General features: G+C 73.7%; 14 protein-coding genes. 10 read left to right on the plus strand and 4 right to left on the minus strand.

The window, feature by feature from the left end:
* The first annotated feature begins 1 nt into the window (after position 1).
* Positions 2 to 1,057 carry a nicotinate-nucleotide--dimethylbenzimidazole phosphoribosyltransferase gene (gene cobT / locus ACH499_RS01925; RefSeq protein ID WP_399013243.1) on the plus strand — a complete coding sequence of 352 codons (1,056 nt, stop codon included), beginning with the start codon at positions 2 to 4 and terminating at the stop codon, positions 1,055 to 1,057.
* 605 nt (positions 1,058 to 1,662) lie between these two features.
* Here the strand turns inward: cobT and ACH499_RS01930 are convergent.
* Entirely contained in the window at positions 1,663 to 2,409 is a 747-nt protein-coding gene (locus tag ACH499_RS01930) for a hypothetical protein (protein WP_399013246.1), read from the minus strand.
* A gap of 60 nt (positions 2,410 to 2,469) precedes the next feature.
* On the opposite strand from ACH499_RS01930, the gene ACH499_RS01935 reads away from it, so the two are divergent.
* Complete coding sequence (locus ACH499_RS01935; RefSeq protein ID WP_399013247.1) at positions 2,470 to 3,252, plus strand: adenosylcobinamide-GDP ribazoletransferase; 783 nt, start codon at positions 2,470 to 2,472, stop codon at positions 3,250 to 3,252.
* A gap of 3 nt (positions 3,253 to 3,255) precedes the next feature.
* On the opposite strand, the gene ACH499_RS01940 is transcribed toward ACH499_RS01935, so the two are convergent.
* Complete coding sequence (locus ACH499_RS01940) at positions 3,256 to 4,041, minus strand: endo alpha-1,4 polygalactosaminidase (RefSeq protein WP_399013249.1); 786 nt, start codon at positions 4,039 to 4,041, stop codon at positions 3,256 to 3,258.
* Between the two features lie 240 nt (positions 4,042 to 4,281).
* Here ACH499_RS01940 and ACH499_RS01945 point away from each other — a divergent pair, with 240 nt between their 5' ends.
* The 7 genes from ACH499_RS01945 to ACH499_RS01975 all read left to right on the plus strand — a co-directional run bounded on the left by ACH499_RS01945 (position 4,282) and on the right by ACH499_RS01975 (position 15,125).
* On the plus strand, positions 4,282 to 5,808 hold the full coding sequence (locus ACH499_RS01945) for a leucyl aminopeptidase (RefSeq protein WP_356197393.1): 1,527 nt from the start codon (positions 4,282 to 4,284) through the stop codon (positions 5,806 to 5,808).
* A 320-nt stretch (positions 5,809 to 6,128) separates the two neighbouring features.
* A complete protein-coding gene (gene lpdA / locus ACH499_RS01950; RefSeq protein WP_356197390.1) occupies positions 6,129 to 7,517 on the plus strand; it encodes a dihydrolipoyl dehydrogenase in 1,389 nt (462 codons plus the stop codon).
* Positions 7,518 to 7,581: 64 nt separating this feature from the next.
* On the plus strand, positions 7,582 to 9,357 hold the full coding sequence (sucB, locus tag ACH499_RS01955; protein WP_399013251.1) for a 2-oxoglutarate dehydrogenase, E2 component, dihydrolipoamide succinyltransferase: 1,776 nt from the start codon (positions 7,582 to 7,584) through the stop codon (positions 9,355 to 9,357).
* 207 nt (positions 9,358 to 9,564) lie between these two features.
* Positions 9,565 to 10,188 (plus strand): GntR family transcriptional regulator, encoded by a 624-nt coding sequence (locus tag ACH499_RS01960; protein ID WP_356197387.1) that lies wholly within the window; start codon positions 9,565 to 9,567, stop codon positions 10,186 to 10,188.
* A gap of 376 nt (positions 10,189 to 10,564) precedes the next feature.
* Complete coding sequence (aceE, locus tag ACH499_RS01965; protein ID WP_399013253.1) at positions 10,565 to 13,267, plus strand: pyruvate dehydrogenase (acetyl-transferring), homodimeric type; 2,703 nt, start codon at positions 10,565 to 10,567, stop codon at positions 13,265 to 13,267.
* A 66-nt stretch (positions 13,268 to 13,333) separates the two neighbouring features.
* Positions 13,334 to 14,314, plus strand: a complete 981-nt coding sequence (locus ACH499_RS01970) for a helix-turn-helix transcriptional regulator (protein ID WP_399013254.1) — start codon at positions 13,334 to 13,336, stop codon at positions 14,312 to 14,314.
* A 289-nt stretch (positions 14,315 to 14,603) separates the two neighbouring features.
* Positions 14,604 to 15,125, plus strand: coding sequence for a DUF4240 domain-containing protein (locus tag ACH499_RS01975; RefSeq protein ID WP_356197471.1), 522 nt, complete (start codon positions 14,604 to 14,606; stop codon positions 15,123 to 15,125).
* 14 nt (positions 15,126 to 15,139) lie between these two features.
* Here the strand turns inward: ACH499_RS01975 and ACH499_RS01980 are convergent, their stop codons facing one another.
* Together ACH499_RS01980 and ACH499_RS01985 are read right to left on the minus strand one after the other, a co-directional pair.
* Positions 15,140 to 15,898, minus strand: coding sequence for a peptidoglycan recognition protein (locus tag ACH499_RS01980; RefSeq protein WP_399013257.1), 759 nt, complete (start codon positions 15,896 to 15,898; stop codon positions 15,140 to 15,142).
* Positions 15,899 to 16,031: 133 nt separating this feature from the next.
* The gene (locus tag ACH499_RS01985) at positions 16,032 to 16,529 is read right to left on the minus strand and encodes a GNAT family N-acetyltransferase (protein ID WP_356197382.1); all 498 of its coding nucleotides are present in this window, start codon (positions 16,527 to 16,529) and stop codon (positions 16,032 to 16,034) included.
* 63 nt (positions 16,530 to 16,592) lie between these two features.
* On the opposite strand from ACH499_RS01985, the gene ACH499_RS01990 reads away from it, so the two are divergent.
* Positions 16,593 to 17,504 carry a TIGR01777 family oxidoreductase gene (locus ACH499_RS01990; protein ID WP_399013259.1) on the plus strand — a complete coding sequence of 304 codons (912 nt, stop codon included), beginning with the start codon at positions 16,593 to 16,595 and terminating at the stop codon, positions 17,502 to 17,504.
* The last annotated feature ends 194 nt before the right edge of the window (positions 17,505 to 17,698 follow it).

Consider the following 17,698-nt stretch of genomic DNA (forward strand, 5'->3'; position numbering starts at 1 on the left):
AATGAGCTCGCTGAATCTCGACGACTTCACCGATCTGATCGAGCGCCCGGACGGCGGGGTGCGCCGCGACGCCGAGGCGCGCCGGGAGCGCCAGGTCGTGCCGCCCGGGTCGCTGGGCCGCCTGGACGACCTGGGCGAGTGGCTGGCCGCGGCTCAGTCCGCCGTGCCGGTACGGCCGGTGGAGCGGCCGCGGGTGGTGCTCTTCGCCGGTGACCACAAGGTCGCCGAACTGGGCGTGTCGGCGCGGCCCGCGGGCAGCGCGAGCGCACTGGTGCGCGAGGTGCTGGAGGGCGGCCGGCCGGTGTCCGTGCTCGCGCGGCGCCTCGGGGTGCCCGTGCGGGTCGTCGACATGGCGCTGGACTGCGACCCCGGGTCGCTGCCGGCGGAGGTCGCGGGGCACCGGGTGCGGCGCGGGAGCGGGCGGCTCGACATCGAGGACGCGCTCACCCTCGAGGAGGCGGAGGCCGCCTTCCGGGCGGGGGTGGCGGTCGCCGACGAGGAGGCCGACTCCGGTACGGACCTGGTGGTGCTCGGCGACGTGAGCGTGGGCGGGACGACGGCGGCGGGCGTGCTGGTCGCGGCGCTGTGCGGGACGGACGCGTCGGTCGTCACCGGGCGGGGCGGGCTGGCCATCGACGACCTGGCGTGGATGCGCAAGTGCGCGGCGATCCGGGACGGGCTGCGACGGGCGCGGCCGGTGCTCGGCGACCAGTTGCGGCTGCTGGCGACGGTGGGCGGGGCGGATCTCACCGCGATGACGGGGTTCCTGCTGCAGAGCGCGGTGCGGAAGATGCCGGTGATCCTGGACGGGGTGGTGACCGCCGCGTGCGCGCTGGTCGGCCAGCGGGTCGCCTTCCGGGCGCCGGACTGGTGGCTGGCGGCGCACGACAGCGGGGAGCCGGGCCAGGCTAAGGCGCTGGACCGGATGGCCCTGGAGCCGCTGCTGTCGCAGGGCGTGCGGGTGGGTGAGGGGGCGGGGGGTCTGCTGGCACTGCCCCTGGTGCAGGCCGCGGCGGCACTGGCGGCGGAGCTGCCGTGCGGGCCGGAGGAGGCGTGACCCGACCCGGGGGTGCGGTGCCCTGCGGGGGCACGTGATCCGGGGGTGCCCGGCGTCCGTGCGGTGCCCTGCGTGGGCGCGTGATCCGGGGGTGCCCGGCGTGGGGTGCCGGCCGGGGGCGGGTCGCGCCCGGCGCTGACGGGGTGCCTCCCCCACTCTCGGCTTCGCCCGAGCGGGGGGACCCCCACCGCCCACCCGTGCCGCAGGCACGACTGCCCGCAGCTGGGGCGGCGCGGCGGCCCGAGCCAGGACGGTGACGCAGCCCGCAGCCAGGGGCGGGGCGGGATGGCGGTCAGCCAGGGCGGGGCGGCGTGAGCCGGGGGCGGGGCGGCGGTCAGCCGCGTACGGCGGGAAGGGGACGGGTCGGGGGGTGTCCGCCCGCAGCGGTTGGCGCGTCAACACCAGTACTTCTGTGGCCGACCGATTCCGCGCCGTTCCGAGGACGGACACCCCCCGACCCGGCCCCGACCCACAAGACCACCGAACGCGCACCGCGTACCCCCACCGGAGCCGCACAGGCCGCCGCAGGCACCCCCCACACAGGCGCCGCAGGCAGCCGCAGGCAGCCGCAAACATGCCGCTCGACCGCCGGAGGCATCCGCCCCCTACGACCCCGGCGGGTCCGGCTGCCCCCCGATCCAGTTCTGAAGGGTCTGGCGGGGCCCCGACCAACGGCGGTCGTGGCGGTAGGCGCGCAGGCGGGCCTTGGCGCGGGCGCGGGGCCGGTTGGTGTAGAAGCGGCGGGCCCAGAAGGAACCCGGACGGGCCAGCCGGATCGCCCCCACCACCGCGACCAACGGCACGATCACCCCGAAGATCGCCAGCCGCGCCTTGCCCTTGGCGAGGGCGAGCAGGGAGAACAGGAAGTTCCCCGCGACGGTCGCGATGACGTTGGCCCGGTCCTGCAGCTCGGCCTGGGACATGTTGTCGACGCCGAACGGCGTGAAGCCGGCGAGGAGCAGCCCGACCAGGGCCGCCGTGACCACCACGACCTCCACGCTCTTGCGCCCGGCCTCGCTCCAGTAGACGTCGTCGAGGTGCAGGATCAGCGCGAACTCGTCCAGCACGAGCCCCGCCCCGATACCGAAGACGACCGCCGCGAGCCCGGACCCGAACCCGTGCCGGCCGCCCGCGACCGCGGCGAAGCCGCCGATGACGGTGAGGACGACCCCGGGGACCACGTGATGGATGTGCACCCCGCCCGCCTGGACGTTCCCGAAGGGCCCTTTGCCCGCCCGGATCAGCCGGGTGATGACCCGCGTGATCACGAACGTCAGCACGAACGCCGTCAGGGCGAGCAGCAGCGGCAGTTTGCCCGGTTCGACGATGTTCCGGTGCCACCAATCTCCCATATGCGCACTTTATCCCTGGGCCCCGGAAGTGCCCCGTCGACCGCCGGGTAGTCTGCGCCGGTGCTCAGGACCCCCTCCCCCGACGGCCTCCGGTTCGCCTTCGGCACCCTCACCGTGCTCCCGGTCCGGCTGACCCGCTGGGACCGGGGGGCCGCGCGCGGCGGCATGCTGTGCGCCCCGCTGGCCGGGCTGGCCGTCGGGGCCGTCGCCGCCGCCGTCGGGCTGGTGCTGCTGTTCCTCGGCGCCGCCCCCCTGCTCGCCGCGGTCGCCACCGCCGCCGTACCGGCCGTGCTCACCCGGGGCCTGCACCTGGACGGCCTGGCCGACACCGCGGACGGGCTGGGCAGCGGCAAGCCCGCCGAGGACGCCCTGCGAATCATGAAGCAGTCCGACATCGGGCCGTTCGGCGTACTCACCCTCGTCCTCGTCCTGCTGGCCCAGGTGGCCGCGCTGGCACAGGCGTACGACGCCTCCTGGACGCGGGGCGCGCTCGCGGCCGTGGCCTCGGCGGTCGCCGCCCGGCTGGCGATGACCGTGGCCGCCCGGGCCGGGGTGCCGGCCGCGCGCCCGGAGGGGCTGGGCGCGGCGGTCGCCGGGGTGGTCCCGCGGGGCGGGGCGCTGGTCACGGCCGCGGCCGTCACGGCGTCCGCGGCCGCGGCGGGCGCCTTCCTCGGGCCCCACGACGCGGTCCGCACCGCGCTCGCCGTACTGGCCGCCGTCGCCGCCGCCGAACTGCTGCTGCGGCGCTGCGTGCGCCGCTTCGGCGGGGTCACCGGTGACGTCTTCGGCGGGGTCGCGGAGACGGCCGCCACGACGGCGCTCGTCGTGGCGGCGCTGGGCTGAGGCTCAGCAGGCCTCGCGCCACGCCCCGAGGTCGTACTTCTTCAGCATCGAACTCAGCCGCAGCGCGCGGGAGTCGGCGCAGAAGCGGTCGGTGGGCAGTTCGTACTCGACGTGGAAGACCGCCTTGTCCGCGTCGATGAACGGCTTGTTGTCGGCGCACTCGCCGTACTGGGCGCACTGCTCGTTGACGGCGAAGTCGAAGTCGTCCACCAGGTCCGGGATCTGGTCGAGGTCGTTCTTCAGGCCGACGGCCATGCCGCGTTCGTGGGCGAGCTCGGCGATCAGCCGGTTGTAGCGGAGCTGGTCGTCCGCGGTGAGCGGGAAGCCGGTGTCGTTGCGGTAGCCGTCCATGTTGTCCGGCTCGACCGCGTCGAAGCCCTTGTCCCGGCACATGTCGAGGCGTTCGGCCATCAGCGGCTCCAGGACGTCGGTGGCCCGGATGTCGAGCCAGCGCTCGCCCTCCCAGCCGTTGCCCTTGCCCAGCACCGATTCGGGGAAGGCGTCGGCGTCGGGGCGGAAGTCCTCCCAGGCGCCGGTGGACACGTAGCAGATGACCTTGCGTCCGTCCTCGTGCAGCGCGGTCACCGTGGCCTCGGTGTGGTCGAAGCCGTCGATGTCGTAGACCGGCACGTCGACGCTGGTGTCGAGCCTGCCGCTGAGCTGCCACTGCCAGGCGGTTCCGGGCCGCGGCTGCCAGCGGTCGGCGCCGCCACGGTCGTCGTCGGGCGCCGGGGACGAGCAGCCCGCGAGCAGCAGGGCAAGAGCCGTCAGCAGGACCGGGCGTCTCATGGGGCGTGCTCCAGGGGTGGGGGCGGCATACCCCGGAATGATCTCCTACGCCCCCGGCGGCGCGGAAAACGCGGGGCGCGGCTCGGAGGGGAGGCGGGCGCGAGCGTAGGCTCGTGCCGGTGTTTGCCTGCCCGGGTGGATACCACAGCGCAGGAGGGATCTAGGGTCGGTTGTCGGGCCCGGTCGACCCACCCGCATTCGGCCATACAGGACTTCTTACGGAAGCGAGATTTCACCACCGTGACTGCTCTCACTCTCTCCACCGCCGCGGCGCCCGGCCTGCGGGCCGACGCGATCGTGATCGGTGTCGCCAAGGGCGCACGCGGCCCGGTCGTCGCACCGGGCGCCGAGGCCGTGGACAAGGCGTACGACGGCCGGCTCGCTGCCGTGCTGGAGACCCTCGGTGCCTCCGGCGCCGAGGGCGAGGTGACGAAGCTGCCCGCGCCGGCCGGCTTCAAGGCCCCGGTCGTGGTGGCCGTCGGCCTGGGCGCCGAGCCCGAGAAGGACGCCGGCTTCGAGGCGGAGGCGCTGCGCCGGGCGGCCGGTGCCGCCGCCCGCACGCTCGCCGGGTCGAAGAAGGCCGCGTTCGCGCTGCCGCTGACCGAGGCCGCCGACGCCGGTGCCGTCGCGGAGGGCGTGCTGCTCGGCACGTACACCTTCGTCGCGTACAAGGAGAACGGCAAGGACGCGAAGGCCAAGAACGGCAAGGCTCCGCTGGCCGAGGCCGCGCTGCTCGGCGGCAAGCCCCGCGACAAGGCGTACAAGGCGGCGATCGAGCGCGCCGTGGCCGTCTCCGACGAGCTGAACCGCGCCCGCGACCTGGTCAACACCCCGCCGAACGACCTGAACCCGGAGTCGTTCGCGGCGATCGCGCAGGCGGCCGCCAAGGAGCACGGCATCAAGGTGCAGGTGCTCGACGAGAAGGCGCTCACCAAGGGCGGCTACGGCGGCATCCTCGGCGTGGGTGCCGGTTCGGCGTCGGGCCCGCGGCTGGTGAAGCTGTCGTACACCTCGTCCAAGGCGACCAAGTCGCTGGCCTTCGTCGGCAAGGGCATCACGTACGACTCGGGCGGCATCTCCCTGAAGCCGGCCGGTCACAACGAGACGATGAAGTGCGACATGGCCGGTGCCGCCGCCGTGTTCGCCGCGGTCGTCGCCGCCGCGCGCCTCGGCCTGGAGGTCAACGTCACCGGCTGGCTGGCGCTGGCCGAGAACATGCCGTCCGGTTCGGCGACGCGCCCCGGTGACGTGCTGCGCATGTACAGCGGCAAGACCGTCGAGGTGCTCAACACCGACGCCGAGGGCCGTCTCGTCCTCGCCGACGCCCTGTGGGCGGCCTCCCAGGAGGAGCCGGACGCGATCATCGACGTGGCGACCCTGACCGGCGCGATGATGGTGGCGCTGGGCAGCCGGACGTACGGGATCATGTCCAACGACGACGCGTTCCGCGCCGCGCTGCACGAGGCGGCGGAGGAGGTCGGCGAGCCGGCGTGGCCGATGCCGCTGCCCGAGCACCTGCGCAAGGGCATGGACTCGGCGACCGCGGACATCGCCAACATGGGCGAGCGGATGGGCGGCGGGCTGGTGGCCGGCCTGTTCCTGCGCGAGTTCGTCGGCGAGGGCATCACCTGGGCCCACCTCGACATCGCGGGTCCGGCCTTCAACGAGGGCGGGGCGTTCGGTTACACGCCCAAGGGCGGGACGGGCACCGCGGTGCGGACGCTGGTGCGGGTCGCCGAGCTGACGGCCGCGGGCGACCTCGGCTAGAGACACCCGACAACCCGGGGGTGCGGGCCGTGGCCCGTCGGACAGTGGCCCGCACCCCCGGGCGGCCGGGCCCGTCGCGTCCGCGCGGCTCAGCCGCAGCTCAGAACGGTCCCGCACCCCGGCGTCACCGTCCCGCCGCCCCCGCCGGGCGAACGTGGGGCGTCTCACACCCCGGCCCGGCGTCTCGAATGGGGCCGACAAGTGCGAAGATGGGGCTCGGCAGGACAGGGCCCCACCCAAGGGCCGAAGAACGAGCGGCCGGACACCAGCCGCCAGCCGGTCACCGACGACCGGTGGCGCACATGCATGGAGGACGTGACGTGGCGAACGACGCCAGCACCGTTTTCGACCTAGTGATCCTCGGCGGTGGTAGCGGTGGTTACGCCGCGGCCCTGCGCGGGGCGCAGCTGGGCCTGGACGTCGCCCTGATCGAGAAGGACAAGGTCGGCGGCACCTGCCTGCACCGGGGATGCATCCCCACCAAGGCCCTGCTCCACGCGGGCGAGATCGCCGACCAGGCCCGCGAGAGCGAGCAGTTCGGTGTGAAGGCCACCTTCGAGGGCATCGACGTCCCGGCCGTCCACAAGTACAAGGACGACGTGATCTCGGGCCTCTACAAGGGTCTGCAGGGTCTGATCGCCTCGCGCAAGGTGACCTACATCGAGGGTGAGGGCCGTCTGTCCTCCCCGACCTCCGTGGATGTGAACGGCCGCCGGGTCGAGGGCCGCCACGTCCTGCTGGCGACCGGCTCCGTGCCGAAGTCGCTGCCGGGCCTGAACATCGACGGCGACCGGATCATCTCCTCGGACCACGCCCTCGTCCTGGACCGCGTGCCGAAGTCCGCGATCATCCTGGGCGGCGGCGTCATCGGCGTCGAGTTCGCCTCCGCGTGGAAGTCCTTCGGTGCCGACGTCACGATCGTCGAGGGCCTCAAGCACCTCGTGCCGGTCGAGGACGAGAACAGCTCGAAGCTGCTGGAGCGCGCCTTCCGCAAGCGGGGCATCAAGTTCAACCTGGGCACCTTCTTCGAGAAGGCCGAGTACACCCAGGACGGCGTGAAGGTCACCCTGGCCGACGGCAAGGAGTTCGAGGCCGAGGTCCTGCTCGTCGCCATCGGCCGCGGCCCGGTCTCGCAGGGACTGGGCTACGAGGAGGCCGGGGTCGCCATGGACCGCGGCTACGTCCTGGTCGACGAGTACATGCGGACCAACGTGCCGACCATCTCGGCCGTCGGTGACCTCGTTCCGACCCTCCAGCTCGCCCACGTCGGCTTCGCCGAGGGCATCCTGGTGGCGGAGCGGCTGGCCGGTCTGAAGACCGTCCCGATCGACTACGACGGTGTCCCGCGGGTGACGTACTGCCACCCGGAGGTCGCCTCCGTCGGCATCACCGAGGCCAAGGCCAAGGAGATCTACGGAGCGGACAAGGTCGTCGCCCTCAAGTACAACCTGGCCGGCAACGGCAAGAGCAAGATCCTGAAGACCGCCGGCGAGATCAAGCTCGTCCAGGTCAAGGACGGTGCCGTGGTCGGCGTCCACATGGTCGGCGACCGCATGGGCGAGCAGGTCGGCGAGGCCCAGCTCATCTACAACTGGGAGGCTCTGCCCGCCGAGGTGGCCCAGCTCGTCCACGCCCACCCGACGCAGAACGAGGCGCTCGGCGAGGCCCACCTGGCGCTGGCCGGCAAGCCGCTGCACTCCCACGACTGACCGTCCCTCGGTCACTGGGCGCGACGACACAGACTTCCGCAATTCGTAAGGAGCAACCGAAACCATGGCGGTTTCCGTAACCCTTCCGGCGCTCGGCGAGAGCGTCACCGAGGGCACCGTCACCCGTTGGCTGAAGGCCGAGGGTGAGCGCGTCGAGGCCGACGAGCCGCTGCTCGAGGTCTCCACCGACAAGGTCGACACCGAGATCCCGGCCCCCGCCTCCGGCGTGCTGTCCTCCATCAAGGTCGCCGAGGACGAGACGGTCGAGGTCGGCGCCGAGCTGGCCCTGATCGACGACGGCAGCGGCGCCCCCGCGGCCGAGGCCGCCCCGGCCGCCGCCCAGGAGGTCGCCGAGCCGGCTCCCGAGCCCGCGCCGGCCGCCCCCTCCACCGAGCAGGCCGCCCCCGCCCCGGCGCCGTCCGCCGAGGCCGCCTCGGGCGCCGGCTCCGCCGAGGGCACCGACGTGGTCCTGCCCGCGCTCGGCGAGTCCGTCACCGAGGGCACCGTCACCCGCTGGCTGAAGTCGGTCGGTGACAGCGTCGAGGCCGACGAGCCGCTGCTCGAGGTCTCCACCGACAAGGTCGACACCGAGATTCCGGCCCCCGCCTCCGGCACCCTGCTGGAGATCGTGGTCGGTGAGGACGAGACCGCCGAGGTGGGCGCCAAGCTCGCCGTCATCGGTGCGGCGGGTGCCGCTCCGGCCGCCGCCCCCGCCCAGCCCGCGGCCCCCGCGCAGCCCGAGCCTGCTCCGGCTCCGGCTCCGGCTCCGCAGCAGGCCGCCCCGGCTCCCGCCGCCCCGGCACCCGCGCCGGCCCCGGCCCCCGCCCCGCAGCAGGCCGCCCCGGCGCCCGCGCCGGCCCCGGCTGCCGCCCCGGCCGCCCCGGCCGCCCCGGCCGCCGCCCAGCCGGTGGACGACGGCGCCTACGTCACCCCGCTGGTGCGCAAGCTCGCCGCCGAGAACGGCGTCGACCTGTCCGGCGTCAAGGGCACCGGCGTCGGCGGCCGCATCCGCAAGCAGGACGTCATCGCCGCCGCCGAGGCCGCGAAGGCCGCCCCGGCCCCGGCTCCCGCCGCCGCCGCGCCCGCCGCGAAGAAGGCCCCCGCCCTGGAGGCCTCCCCGCTGCGCGGCCAGACCGTCAAGATGCCGCGCATCCGCAAGGTCATCGGCGACAACATGGTCAAGGCGCTGCGCGAGCAGGCCCAGCTCTCGTCGGTCGTCGAGGTCGACGTCACGCGTCTGATGAAGCTGCGCGCCCGGGCCAAGGACGCGTTCGCGTCCCGTGAGGGCGTCAAGCTCTCCCCGATGCCGTTCTTCGTCAAGGCCGCGGCGCAGGCGCTGAAGGCCCACCCGGCCGTCAACGCCAAGATCAACGAGGCCGAGGGGACCATCACCTACTTCGACACCGAGCACATCGGTATCGCGGTGGACTCCGAGAAGGGCCTGATGACCCCGGTCATCAAGAACGCCGGCGACCTCAACCTGGCCGGCATCGCCAAGGCCACGGCGGAGCTGGCGGGCAAGGTCCGCGCCAACAAGATCACCCCGGACGAGCTGTCCGGCGCGACCTTCACCATCAGCAACACCGGTTCGCGCGGCGCGCTCTTCGACACGATCATCGTGCCGCCGGGCCAGGTCGCGATCCTCGGCATCGGTGCCACGGTCAAGCGTCCGGCGGTCATCGAGACGGAGGAGGGCACCGTCATCGGCGTCCGCGACATGACGTACCTGACCCTGTCCTACGACCACCGTCTGGTGGACGGCGCCGACGCCGCCCGTTACCTGACGGCCGTCAAGGCGATCCTGGAGGCGGGCGAGTTCGAGGTCGAGCTCGGCCTGTAACCCCACGCCAGTGGGCCTTCGCGGTGCCCCCGTCCGGAGCTTCCCGGGCGGGGGCACCGTCGTTCCCGGAGGGCGGGACACGGTGTAAGCCTCGTCTCACCTGCGTAAAAGCGCCCCCGTGCGCCCTTCCCGCCCGGCGTGACGGCCGTATTGTCTAAACGTCGAACGCCCCAGGGGGCCGAACGGGCCCCTTCCGAAGGAGCCCTCATGACCGCGCCCGTCGTCCACTCGCTGCGCGAACAGATCCGCGAGCACATCCTGGAAGGGATCATCAGCGGGCGCTGGAAGCCGGGCGAGCGGATCGTGGAGCGGCGGATCGCCACCGAGCTGGAGGTCAGCCAGACCCCGGTGCGGGAGGCGCTGCGGGAGCTGGAGTCACTGCGACTGATCGAGTCGGCGCCGAACAAGGGCGTGCGAGTGCGCAATCTGACCGCCGCCGACCTGGAGGAGAGCTACCCCGTCCGGGCGGGCCTGGAGGCCATCGCGGCGGAGCTGGCGGCGGAGCGGCTCGCCGAGGACTGCTCGGCCCTGGAACCGCACGTGACCGCGCTGTACGAGGCCGACCGGGTGTCCGACGGCACGGCCCAGGTGCGGCACACGGTGGGCTTCCACCGGGAGCTGGTGCGGGCGGCCGGCAACTCGGTGCTGCTGCACACCTGGGAGGGGCTGGGCATCGAGGTGTTCACGGCCCTGTCGATACGGTGGCTCGGGACGGTGCAGCAGTCGTACGCCGAGGAGCACGAGGAGCTGGTGGCCGCCTTCCGCCGCCGCGACCCGCGCATCGCCGACCTGGTCAAGGCCCACGTCCTCGGCTGCGCCCCCCGCGCCTAGCCCCTCGCCCCCGCCGCCCCGAAGGGCGCGGGAACCGCGCGGCCGGCCACGACGCGCCGACAGCCGCCGCACCGGACGGGCCCCGGCCTCGTCCGCGCGTACCCCACCCCGCCCCACCTGCGCAAATCCCCGTGGAACAAGGTCACCCCGTGCCACCGCCGAAGGCACCCCGTGCCGACTTTCTCGGGATCGAGAGGTTTTGCCCCTCAACCCTTTGATCGATCATCGATCAGGGAGTTACAGTCACCAACGGGCCGCGCGGCGGCAGCCGCATGGTGTTACCGCACCAGAGCCCAGCCCTGTCCTGCCAAAGACCAAGGGCACCCCCTGAACCCTCTCCTTGAGGGAACCCCCTTCGACTGAGGAAGGCGGCGACATGACCGACCCCAACGCCATCCAGCCGAGCGAGCTCGACCAGCTCCCGGACCGCGACCCCGAGGAGACCGCCGAATGGCAGGCCTCCCTGGACGCCGTCACCAAGGCGGCAGGGCCGCACCGTGCCGCGTACCTGATGCGCCGCACACTGGAGCGCGCCGAGGGCGCCGGCATCGCGCTGCCGAAGCTCCTCGAGACGGACTACGTCAACTCCATCCCCACCGCCGACGAGCCCGTCGTCGACGGTGACGAGGAGATGGAGCAGCGGATCACCGCCTGGAACCGCTGGAACGCGGCGGCGATGGTGACCCGCGGCAGCAAGTACGGCGTCGGCGGCCACATCGCCACCTTCGCCTCCGCGGCCTGGCTCTACGAGACGGGCTTCAACCACTTCTTCAAGGGCAAGGAGCGGGACGGCTCCGGCGACCAGCTCTACGTCCAGGGCCACGCCTCCCCCGGCATCTACGCCCGCGCCTTCCTCGACGGGCGTCTGAGCGAGGAGCAGCTCGACAACTTCCGCCGTGAGGCCGGCGGCAACGGCCTGCCGTCCTACCCGCACCCCCGCCGCCTGCCCTGGCTGTGGGAGTTCCCGACGGTGTCCATGGGCCTGGGCCCGATCTCCGCGATCTACCAGGCGCGGTTCAACCGCTACCTGACCAGCCGCGGCATCAAGGACCTCACGAACTCCCACGTGTGGGCGTTCCTCGGTGACGGCGAGATGGACGAGCCGGAGTCCACCACCGCGCTCACCCTCGCCTCCCGCGAGGGCCTGGACAACCTGACCTTCGTCATCAACTGCAACCTGCAGCGCCTCGACGGTCCGGTCCGCGCCAACTTCAAGATCGTGCAGGAGCTGGAGGCCCAGTTCCGCGGCGCCGGCTGGAACGTGGTCAAGACCCTGTGGGGCACGGCCTGGGACGAGCTGTTCCAGCTCGACACCACGGGCGCGCTGGTACGCCGGCTGCGCGAGGTACCGGACGCGCAGGTGCAGACGTACCAGACGCGCGACGCCGCCTACATCCGCGAGGACTTCTTCGGCAAGGACCCGGCGCTCGTCGAGATGGCGAAGCTGCTGAGCGACGACAAGATCCTCGAGTGCTTCCACTACTCGCGCGGCGGCCACGAGGCCCGCAAGGTCTACGCCGCGTACAAGGCCGCGCTCTCCCACAAGGGCGCGCCGACCGTGATCCTGGCCCAGACGGTCAAGGGCCACACCCTCGGCACCGGCTTCGCGTCGAAGAACGCCAACCACCAGATGAAGAAGCTCTCGGTGGACGAGTTCAAGGACATGCGCGACCTGCTCGGCCTGCCGATCAAGGACAGCGACTTCGTCGACGGCGTGGTCCCCTACGGCCACCCGGGCGCCGACTCCCCCGAGGTCCGCTACCTCCAGGAGCGCCGCGCCGCCCTCGGCGGTCCGGCCCCGGCCCGCCGCGTGCACCCCGTCGCGCCGCTGCCCGCGCCCGCCGACAAGACGTTCGCGTCCTTCGACAAGGGCTCCGGTTCGCAGAGCGTCGCCACCACGATGGCGTTCGTCCGCCTGGTCAAGGACCTGGTCCGCGACAAGGAGACCGGCAAGCGCTGGGTGCCGATCGTCCCCGACGAGGCGCGCACCTTCGGCATGGAGTCGCTGTTCCCGTCGCTGGGCATCTACTCGCCCAAGGGCCAGACGTACGAGCCGGTCGACCGCGACCAGCTCATGTACTACAAGGAGGCCAAGAACGGCCAGATCCTCAACGAGGGGATCACCGAGGCCGGTTCGATGGCCGACTTCATCGCCGCTTCGACGTCGTACGCGACGCACGGCGAGGCGATGATCCCGTTCTACATCTTCTACTCGATGTTCGGCTGGCAGCGCACGGCCGACCAGATGTGGCAGCTCGGCGACCAGCTCGGCCGCGGCTTCCTGGTCGGCGCCACGGCCGGCCGCACCACGCTGACCGGTGAGGGCCTCCAGCACGCGGACGGCCACTCCCCCGCCATCGCGGCGACCAACCCGGCCGCGGTGACGTACGACCCGGCGTTCGCGTACGAGATCGCGGCCATCGTCAAGGACGGTCTGCGCCGCATGTACGGCGAGGCGGCCCCGGGCGAGGACCCGAACGTCTTCTACTACCTGACCGTCTACAACGAGCCGATGCCGCAGCCGGCCAAGCCGTCCGGCGCCGGCGTGGACGAGGGCATCGTCAAGGGCCTGTACCGCTTCAACACGGCCGAGTCGGCGGGCCTGACCCCGGCGGCGAACGCCCCGCGGATCCAGCTCCTCGGCTCCGGCACGGCGATCCACTGGGCGCTCAAGGCGCAGCGGCTGCTCGCCGAGGAGTGGGGTGTGGCCGCCGACGTGTGGTCCGCGACCTCCTGGACGGAGCTGCGCCGCGACGCGATGGACGCCGACGCGGCGGTGCTGCGCGGCGAGGAGCGGACTCCGTACGTCCGCCAGGCGCTGCAGGGCGCCGAGGGCCCGGTCCTCGCGGTGTCGGACTACATGCGCCAGGTCCCGGACCAGATCGCGCAGTGGGTCGAGCAGGACTGGTCCTCGCTGGGCGCCGACGGCTTCGGCCTGTCGGACACCCGTGAGGCCGCCCGCCGCCACTTCGGCGTCGACGCCGAGTCCATCGTGGTCGCCGCCCTGGCCCAGCTCGCCCGGCGCGGCGAGGTCCAGGCCACGGCCGTGAAGGAGGCGCGCGAGCGCTACGGCCTGTGAGGGTCTGACCCGAACCGATTGTGAGGAGGCCCCCGCCGCGGCGGGGGCCTCCTGCATGATGTGGGCATGCGTGCTGCCCGGCTGATCAAGATGGTGCTGCTGCTCCAGTCCCGCCCGTCGATGACCGCCGCCGAGCTGGCCGAGGAGCTGGAGGTGTCCGAGCGGACCGTCACGCGGGACGCGCAGGCGCTGTCCGAGGCGGGCGTGCCGGTGTACGCGGAGCGCGGGCGGGCCGGCGGGTACCGGCTGATCGGCGGCTACCGGACGCGGCTGACCGGGCTGGCGCGCAGCGAGGCCGAGGCGCTGTTCCTGTCCGGCGTGCCGGGGGCGTTGCGCGAGATGGGGCTGGAGGACGCGGCGTCGGCGGCCCGGCTGAAGGTGTCGGCGGCGCTGCTGCCCTCGCTGCGGGACGCCTCCCGTACGGCGGCGCAGCGGTTCCATCTGGACGCGCCGAGCTGGTTCCGGGAGCCCGAGACGCCCGCGCTGCTGCCGGCGGTCGCGGACGCGGTGTGGGACGACCGGCGGCTGACCGCGCGGTACCGGCGCTCCCGGGACGAGGTCGTCCGGGAGCTGGAGCCGTACGGGCTCGTGCTGAAGGCGGGGACCTGGTACCTGTGCGCGCGGGTGCCGGACGGCGGCTCGTTCCGGGTGTACCGGATCGACCGGTTCACTGCGGTGGAGGCGGGCGAGGAGCGGTTCGTCCGGGACGGGGAGTTCGACCTGCCAGCGTTCTGGGCGGAGCGGGCCGAGCAGTTCGCCCGCTCGCTGCTGCGGTCCGAGGTGGTGGTGCGGCTGTCCCCGCGGGGGGTGCGCGCGCTGCCGCACGCCGTCGACGCGCCGGCCGCCCGTGAGGCCCTGGCAGCCGCAGGGCCGCCGGACGCGGACGGCTGGGTGACGGTGACGGTGCCGGTGGAGAGCGAGGAGGTCGCGCACGCCCAGTTGCGCGGCCTCGGCCCCGAGGCGGAGGTCCTCGCGCCGGCGTCCCTGCGCGAACACTTCGCCCGGGACGCCCGGCGACTGGCGGGGCTGTATCCGGAGGGGGACTGACGCGGGGGCGCGGGAGGCCGGACGTGTGCCGGCGACGGAGGCCGGTCGGCCGGTGGCCGGACCGTGTATCGGTGCCGGAGGCCGGCGGCCGGGCCGTGCTCGCCGGTGCCGGTGACCGGTTACCGGTGACCGGAGCGTGTGTCGATGCCGGTGCCGCGGGCGGCCGGTGGCCCCGGGCCGTGTTCGGCGGTGGGGGGCCGGATCGTGGACGGGGGTTTTCGGGACGGGTGCGGGGGAACCGTTCCCTCCGCGTGCGTGCGGCACTCGCAGGGCCGATGCTGGACGCGTGATGGACGAGACGGAGTTCTGGGAGCTGATCGACTCCACCCGCCGGGATGCCGACGGTGATCCCGAGGACCAGGCCGATCTGCTCGTGGAGCGGCTGCTCGAACGGGACCCGGATCTCGTCCTGGACTTCGCGCGCCACTTCGAGGCCCGCTACAACCGCGCCTTCACCTGGGACCTGTGGGCCGCCGCGTGGATCCTGCTCGGCGGCGTCAGCGACGACGCCTTCGACTACTTCCGGTGCTGGCTGATCGGCCAGGGCCGCGAGGTGTACGAGGGCGCGGTGCACGAGCCCGACGCGCTGGCCGAGCTGCTGGACGACTTCGACGAGGACCTGGACGGCGACGGCGAGGAACTCGGCTACGCGGCCGACGAGGCATACGAGCAGCTCACCGGCACCGTCGCCCCGGACCTCGGCATCGCCCCCGCGCCCACGGAGCCACTGGGCACCCCGCTCGACCTGGAGGACGACCGGGCCCTCGCCCAGCGCCTGCCCCGGCTGTGGGAGCGCTTCGGGCCGGACTGACGGGCCCCGTCCGTTCAGGCGGCGTCGGGCCTGCCCTGGAGCCGGGCCGCCAGTTCCCTGATGTCCGGGAGGCGGGCGGTGAGGGCCTTGCCGGGGCAACTGGTCTCGTAGCCCTCGCCGTGCCCCGCGACGGCGGGCAGGGAGGCGGTGGTGCCCGCGGCGTAGCGGCTGAGGCCGTTGCTGGAGACCAGCCGGACCCTGCCGCGCGGGTCGGTGCCGGCCGGGCCCAGTTTCCACGCGGCCAGCGCGGCGATGGCGTCGGTCAGCGCGTCCGGCACGGGGACCCCGGCGGTGTAGGTGCCGAGGGCGGCGATGCCGGTGGTGCGGTGGTTGAAGCCCTGGGTGTGGGCGCCCGTGACGGGGCGGTCGATGCCGCCGGCGCGGCCCTCGTAGATGGTGCCGCAGCGGTCGACGACGAAGTTGTAGCCGATGTCGTCCCAGTCCCGGGCGCCGGTCTGGCCCAGGTAGACCCCGCGCAGGATGGCCGGGACGTCGGCGCAGTCGTAGCCGTTCGGGGTGTCGGTGTGGTGGACGAAGACGGCGGTGACCTCGTCGTCGTAGCGCGGCGCGGGCTGCGGGCGGGCCTCGTCGCCCAGCCAGGCCGTACGGGGCACGATGTCCGGCCGCGGGGCGGTGTACCGGGCGGCTGCGGGGGCGGCCACCCGGGCGTTCGCCTCGACGGCCCGCTCCACGCCGCTCGCGCACAGCGGCAGCGCGGCGACGGCGGCGAGGCCGGGCAGGCAGCCGAGCAGCACCCGGACGCCGCGTGGCATGCGCTCCGCAGGCCGGCCCCGGGCGCCGCGCGTTCCTCGGAAGACACGCATGGACCCACTGTCCGCCGGATCCGGTCCGGCCGCGACGTGTGCGCTGCCGGCCGGTGGAACCGCGCCGGGCCCTTCCCCGCGCTCAGGCCGGCCCGGTCAGCGGCCGTCCCATCATCACGTCGTCGACGTATTGGCCGTCGAGGCAGAACTCCTCCGGCTGCACGCCCTCGACGGTGAAGCCCTCGGACTCGTAGAGCTTGCGGGCGGCCGTGTTGTGGCCGAGCACGCGCAGCGTGATGCGCCGGGCGCCCAGGCGGCGGGCCTCCTCGACGGCGGCGCGGACCAGGGCGCGGCCGGCACCGGCCCCGCGTGCCGCCTCGGCGACGGCGAGGCCGCGGATCTGGCGCACGTGGCGGTTGGAGGCCAGGGGCGTCGGGAAGCCGAGGCGGACGTAGCCGACGACGGCGCCGTCGAGTTCGGCGACGAGGTGGTCCTCGGGGCCCGCGCGCTCGGTGAAGAAGGGGTCGTCCGGGCCCGGGCGGGGCGAAACGGCGTGCTGGTAGGACCAGGTCTCCCGGTCGAGGCGGCGCAGCGGCTCCTCGTCCTCGGGTCCGGCGGGGCGTATGTGCGCGACAGGCATGGCGGTCACTGTACGACGCGACCGCGCGGCGCGAGCAGTGGTTTTTCCCCGGCACCGGGCAGGATGGGGCGCATGGACAGGCAACGTTCCCGCGTGGCGGTGGCCGGCGCGTCCGGGCTGATCGGCGCGGCACTGGTGCGGTCGCTGACCGCGGACGGGCACGAGGTGGTGCGTCTGGTGCGGCACGCGCCGCGGGGCGCGGACGAGATCCGGTGGGATCCGGAGGCCGGGCGCGTGGACGCGGCTGGCCTCGAGGGATGCGACGCCGTGGTCAACCTGGCCGGCGCGGGGGTGGGCGACCACCGCTGGACGGACGCGTACAAGGCCCGGATCCGCGGCAGCCGGGTGCACGGCACGGCGGCGCTCGCCGGGGCCGTCGCCTCGCTGGAGCGCCCGCCGCGGGTCTTCGTCAACGGCAGCGCGATCGGCTTCTACGGCGAGACCGGCACGAGGGCGGTGGACGAGAGCGCGCCCGCGGGCGAGGGATTCCTGCCGTCGGTGTGCGTGGAGTGGGAGGCCGCGGCGGAGCCGGCGCGGGAGGCGGGGGTGCGGACGGTGTTCGCCCGCACCGGGCTGGTCGTCGCGTCGGGCGGCGGTGCCTGGGGGCGGTTGTTCCCGCTGTTCCGGGCGGGTCTCGGCGGACGGCTGGGCGACGGGTCGCAGTACTGGTCGTTCGTGGCGCTGCACGACGAGGTCGCCGCGATCCGGCACCTGATGGAACGCCAGGACCTGTCCGGCCCGTTCAACCTCACCGCCCCGCACCCGGTGACGAACCGTGAGGTCACCGCGGCCATGGGGCGGGTGCTGCGCCGGCCGACGCCGTTCGCGGTGCCGGCGCCGGTGCTGCGGGCCGCGCTGGGCGAGATGGCCGGTGACGTCCTGGGCAGTGCCCGGGTGCTGCCGGCGCGGCTGCTGGAGTCGGGGTTCGCCTTCGCGTTCCCGGAGATCGACGGGGCGATCCGAGCGGCTCTGTGAGACCGGGCCGGCGCCCCGTGTGACCGTTTGACCGCCGTACTCCAGCGAAATGCGACCGCCGTGCGACCGTGCCCTGCCTCCGTGCGACTCCCGTCGACCGTTCCTGGCCCTAACCTCGATGCGAACCCGGGTATCCCTCAAGCGGGTTGGGGGCATGACGTCTCCAGCGGCCGCGCAACCCTGAGGAGGGGCAC

The organism is Streptomyces sp. NPDC018947, from assembly GCF_044390505.1.
In the GTDB taxonomy this organism is placed as follows: Bacteria; Actinomycetota; Actinomycetes; order Streptomycetales; family Streptomycetaceae; genus Streptomyces.

Coding starts and splice junctions, on each gene's coding strand:
- cobT (WP_399013243.1), top strand. CDS start 2: ATGAGCTCGCTGAATCTCGACGACTTCACCGATCTGATCGAGCGCCCG.
- ACH499_RS01930 (WP_399013246.1), bottom strand. CDS start 2,409: ATGGGAGATTGGTGGCACCGGAACATCGTCGAACCGGGCAAACTGCCG.
- ACH499_RS01940 (WP_399013249.1), bottom strand. CDS start 4,041: ATGAGACGCCCGGTCCTGCTGACGGCTCTTGCCCTGCTGCTCGCGGGC.
- sucB (WP_399013251.1), top strand. CDS start 7,582: ATGGCGGTTTCCGTAACCCTTCCGGCGCTCGGCGAGAGCGTCACCGAG.
- ACH499_RS01960 (WP_356197387.1), top strand. CDS start 9,565: ATGACCGCGCCCGTCGTCCACTCGCTGCGCGAACAGATCCGCGAGCAC.
- aceE (WP_399013253.1), top strand. CDS start 10,565: ATGACCGACCCCAACGCCATCCAGCCGAGCGAGCTCGACCAGCTCCCG.
- ACH499_RS01970 (WP_399013254.1), top strand. CDS start 13,334: ATGCGTGCTGCCCGGCTGATCAAGATGGTGCTGCTGCTCCAGTCCCGC.
- ACH499_RS01975 (WP_356197471.1), top strand. CDS start 14,604: ATGGACGAGACGGAGTTCTGGGAGCTGATCGACTCCACCCGCCGGGAT.
- ACH499_RS01980 (WP_399013257.1), bottom strand. CDS start 15,898: ATGCCACGCGGCGTCCGGGTGCTGCTCGGCTGCCTGCCCGGCCTCGCC.
- ACH499_RS01985 (WP_356197382.1), bottom strand. CDS start 16,529: ATGCCTGTCGCGCACATACGCCCCGCCGGACCCGAGGACGAGGAGCCG.
- ACH499_RS01990 (WP_399013259.1), top strand. CDS start 16,593: ATGGGGCGCATGGACAGGCAACGTTCCCGCGTGGCGGTGGCCGGCGCG.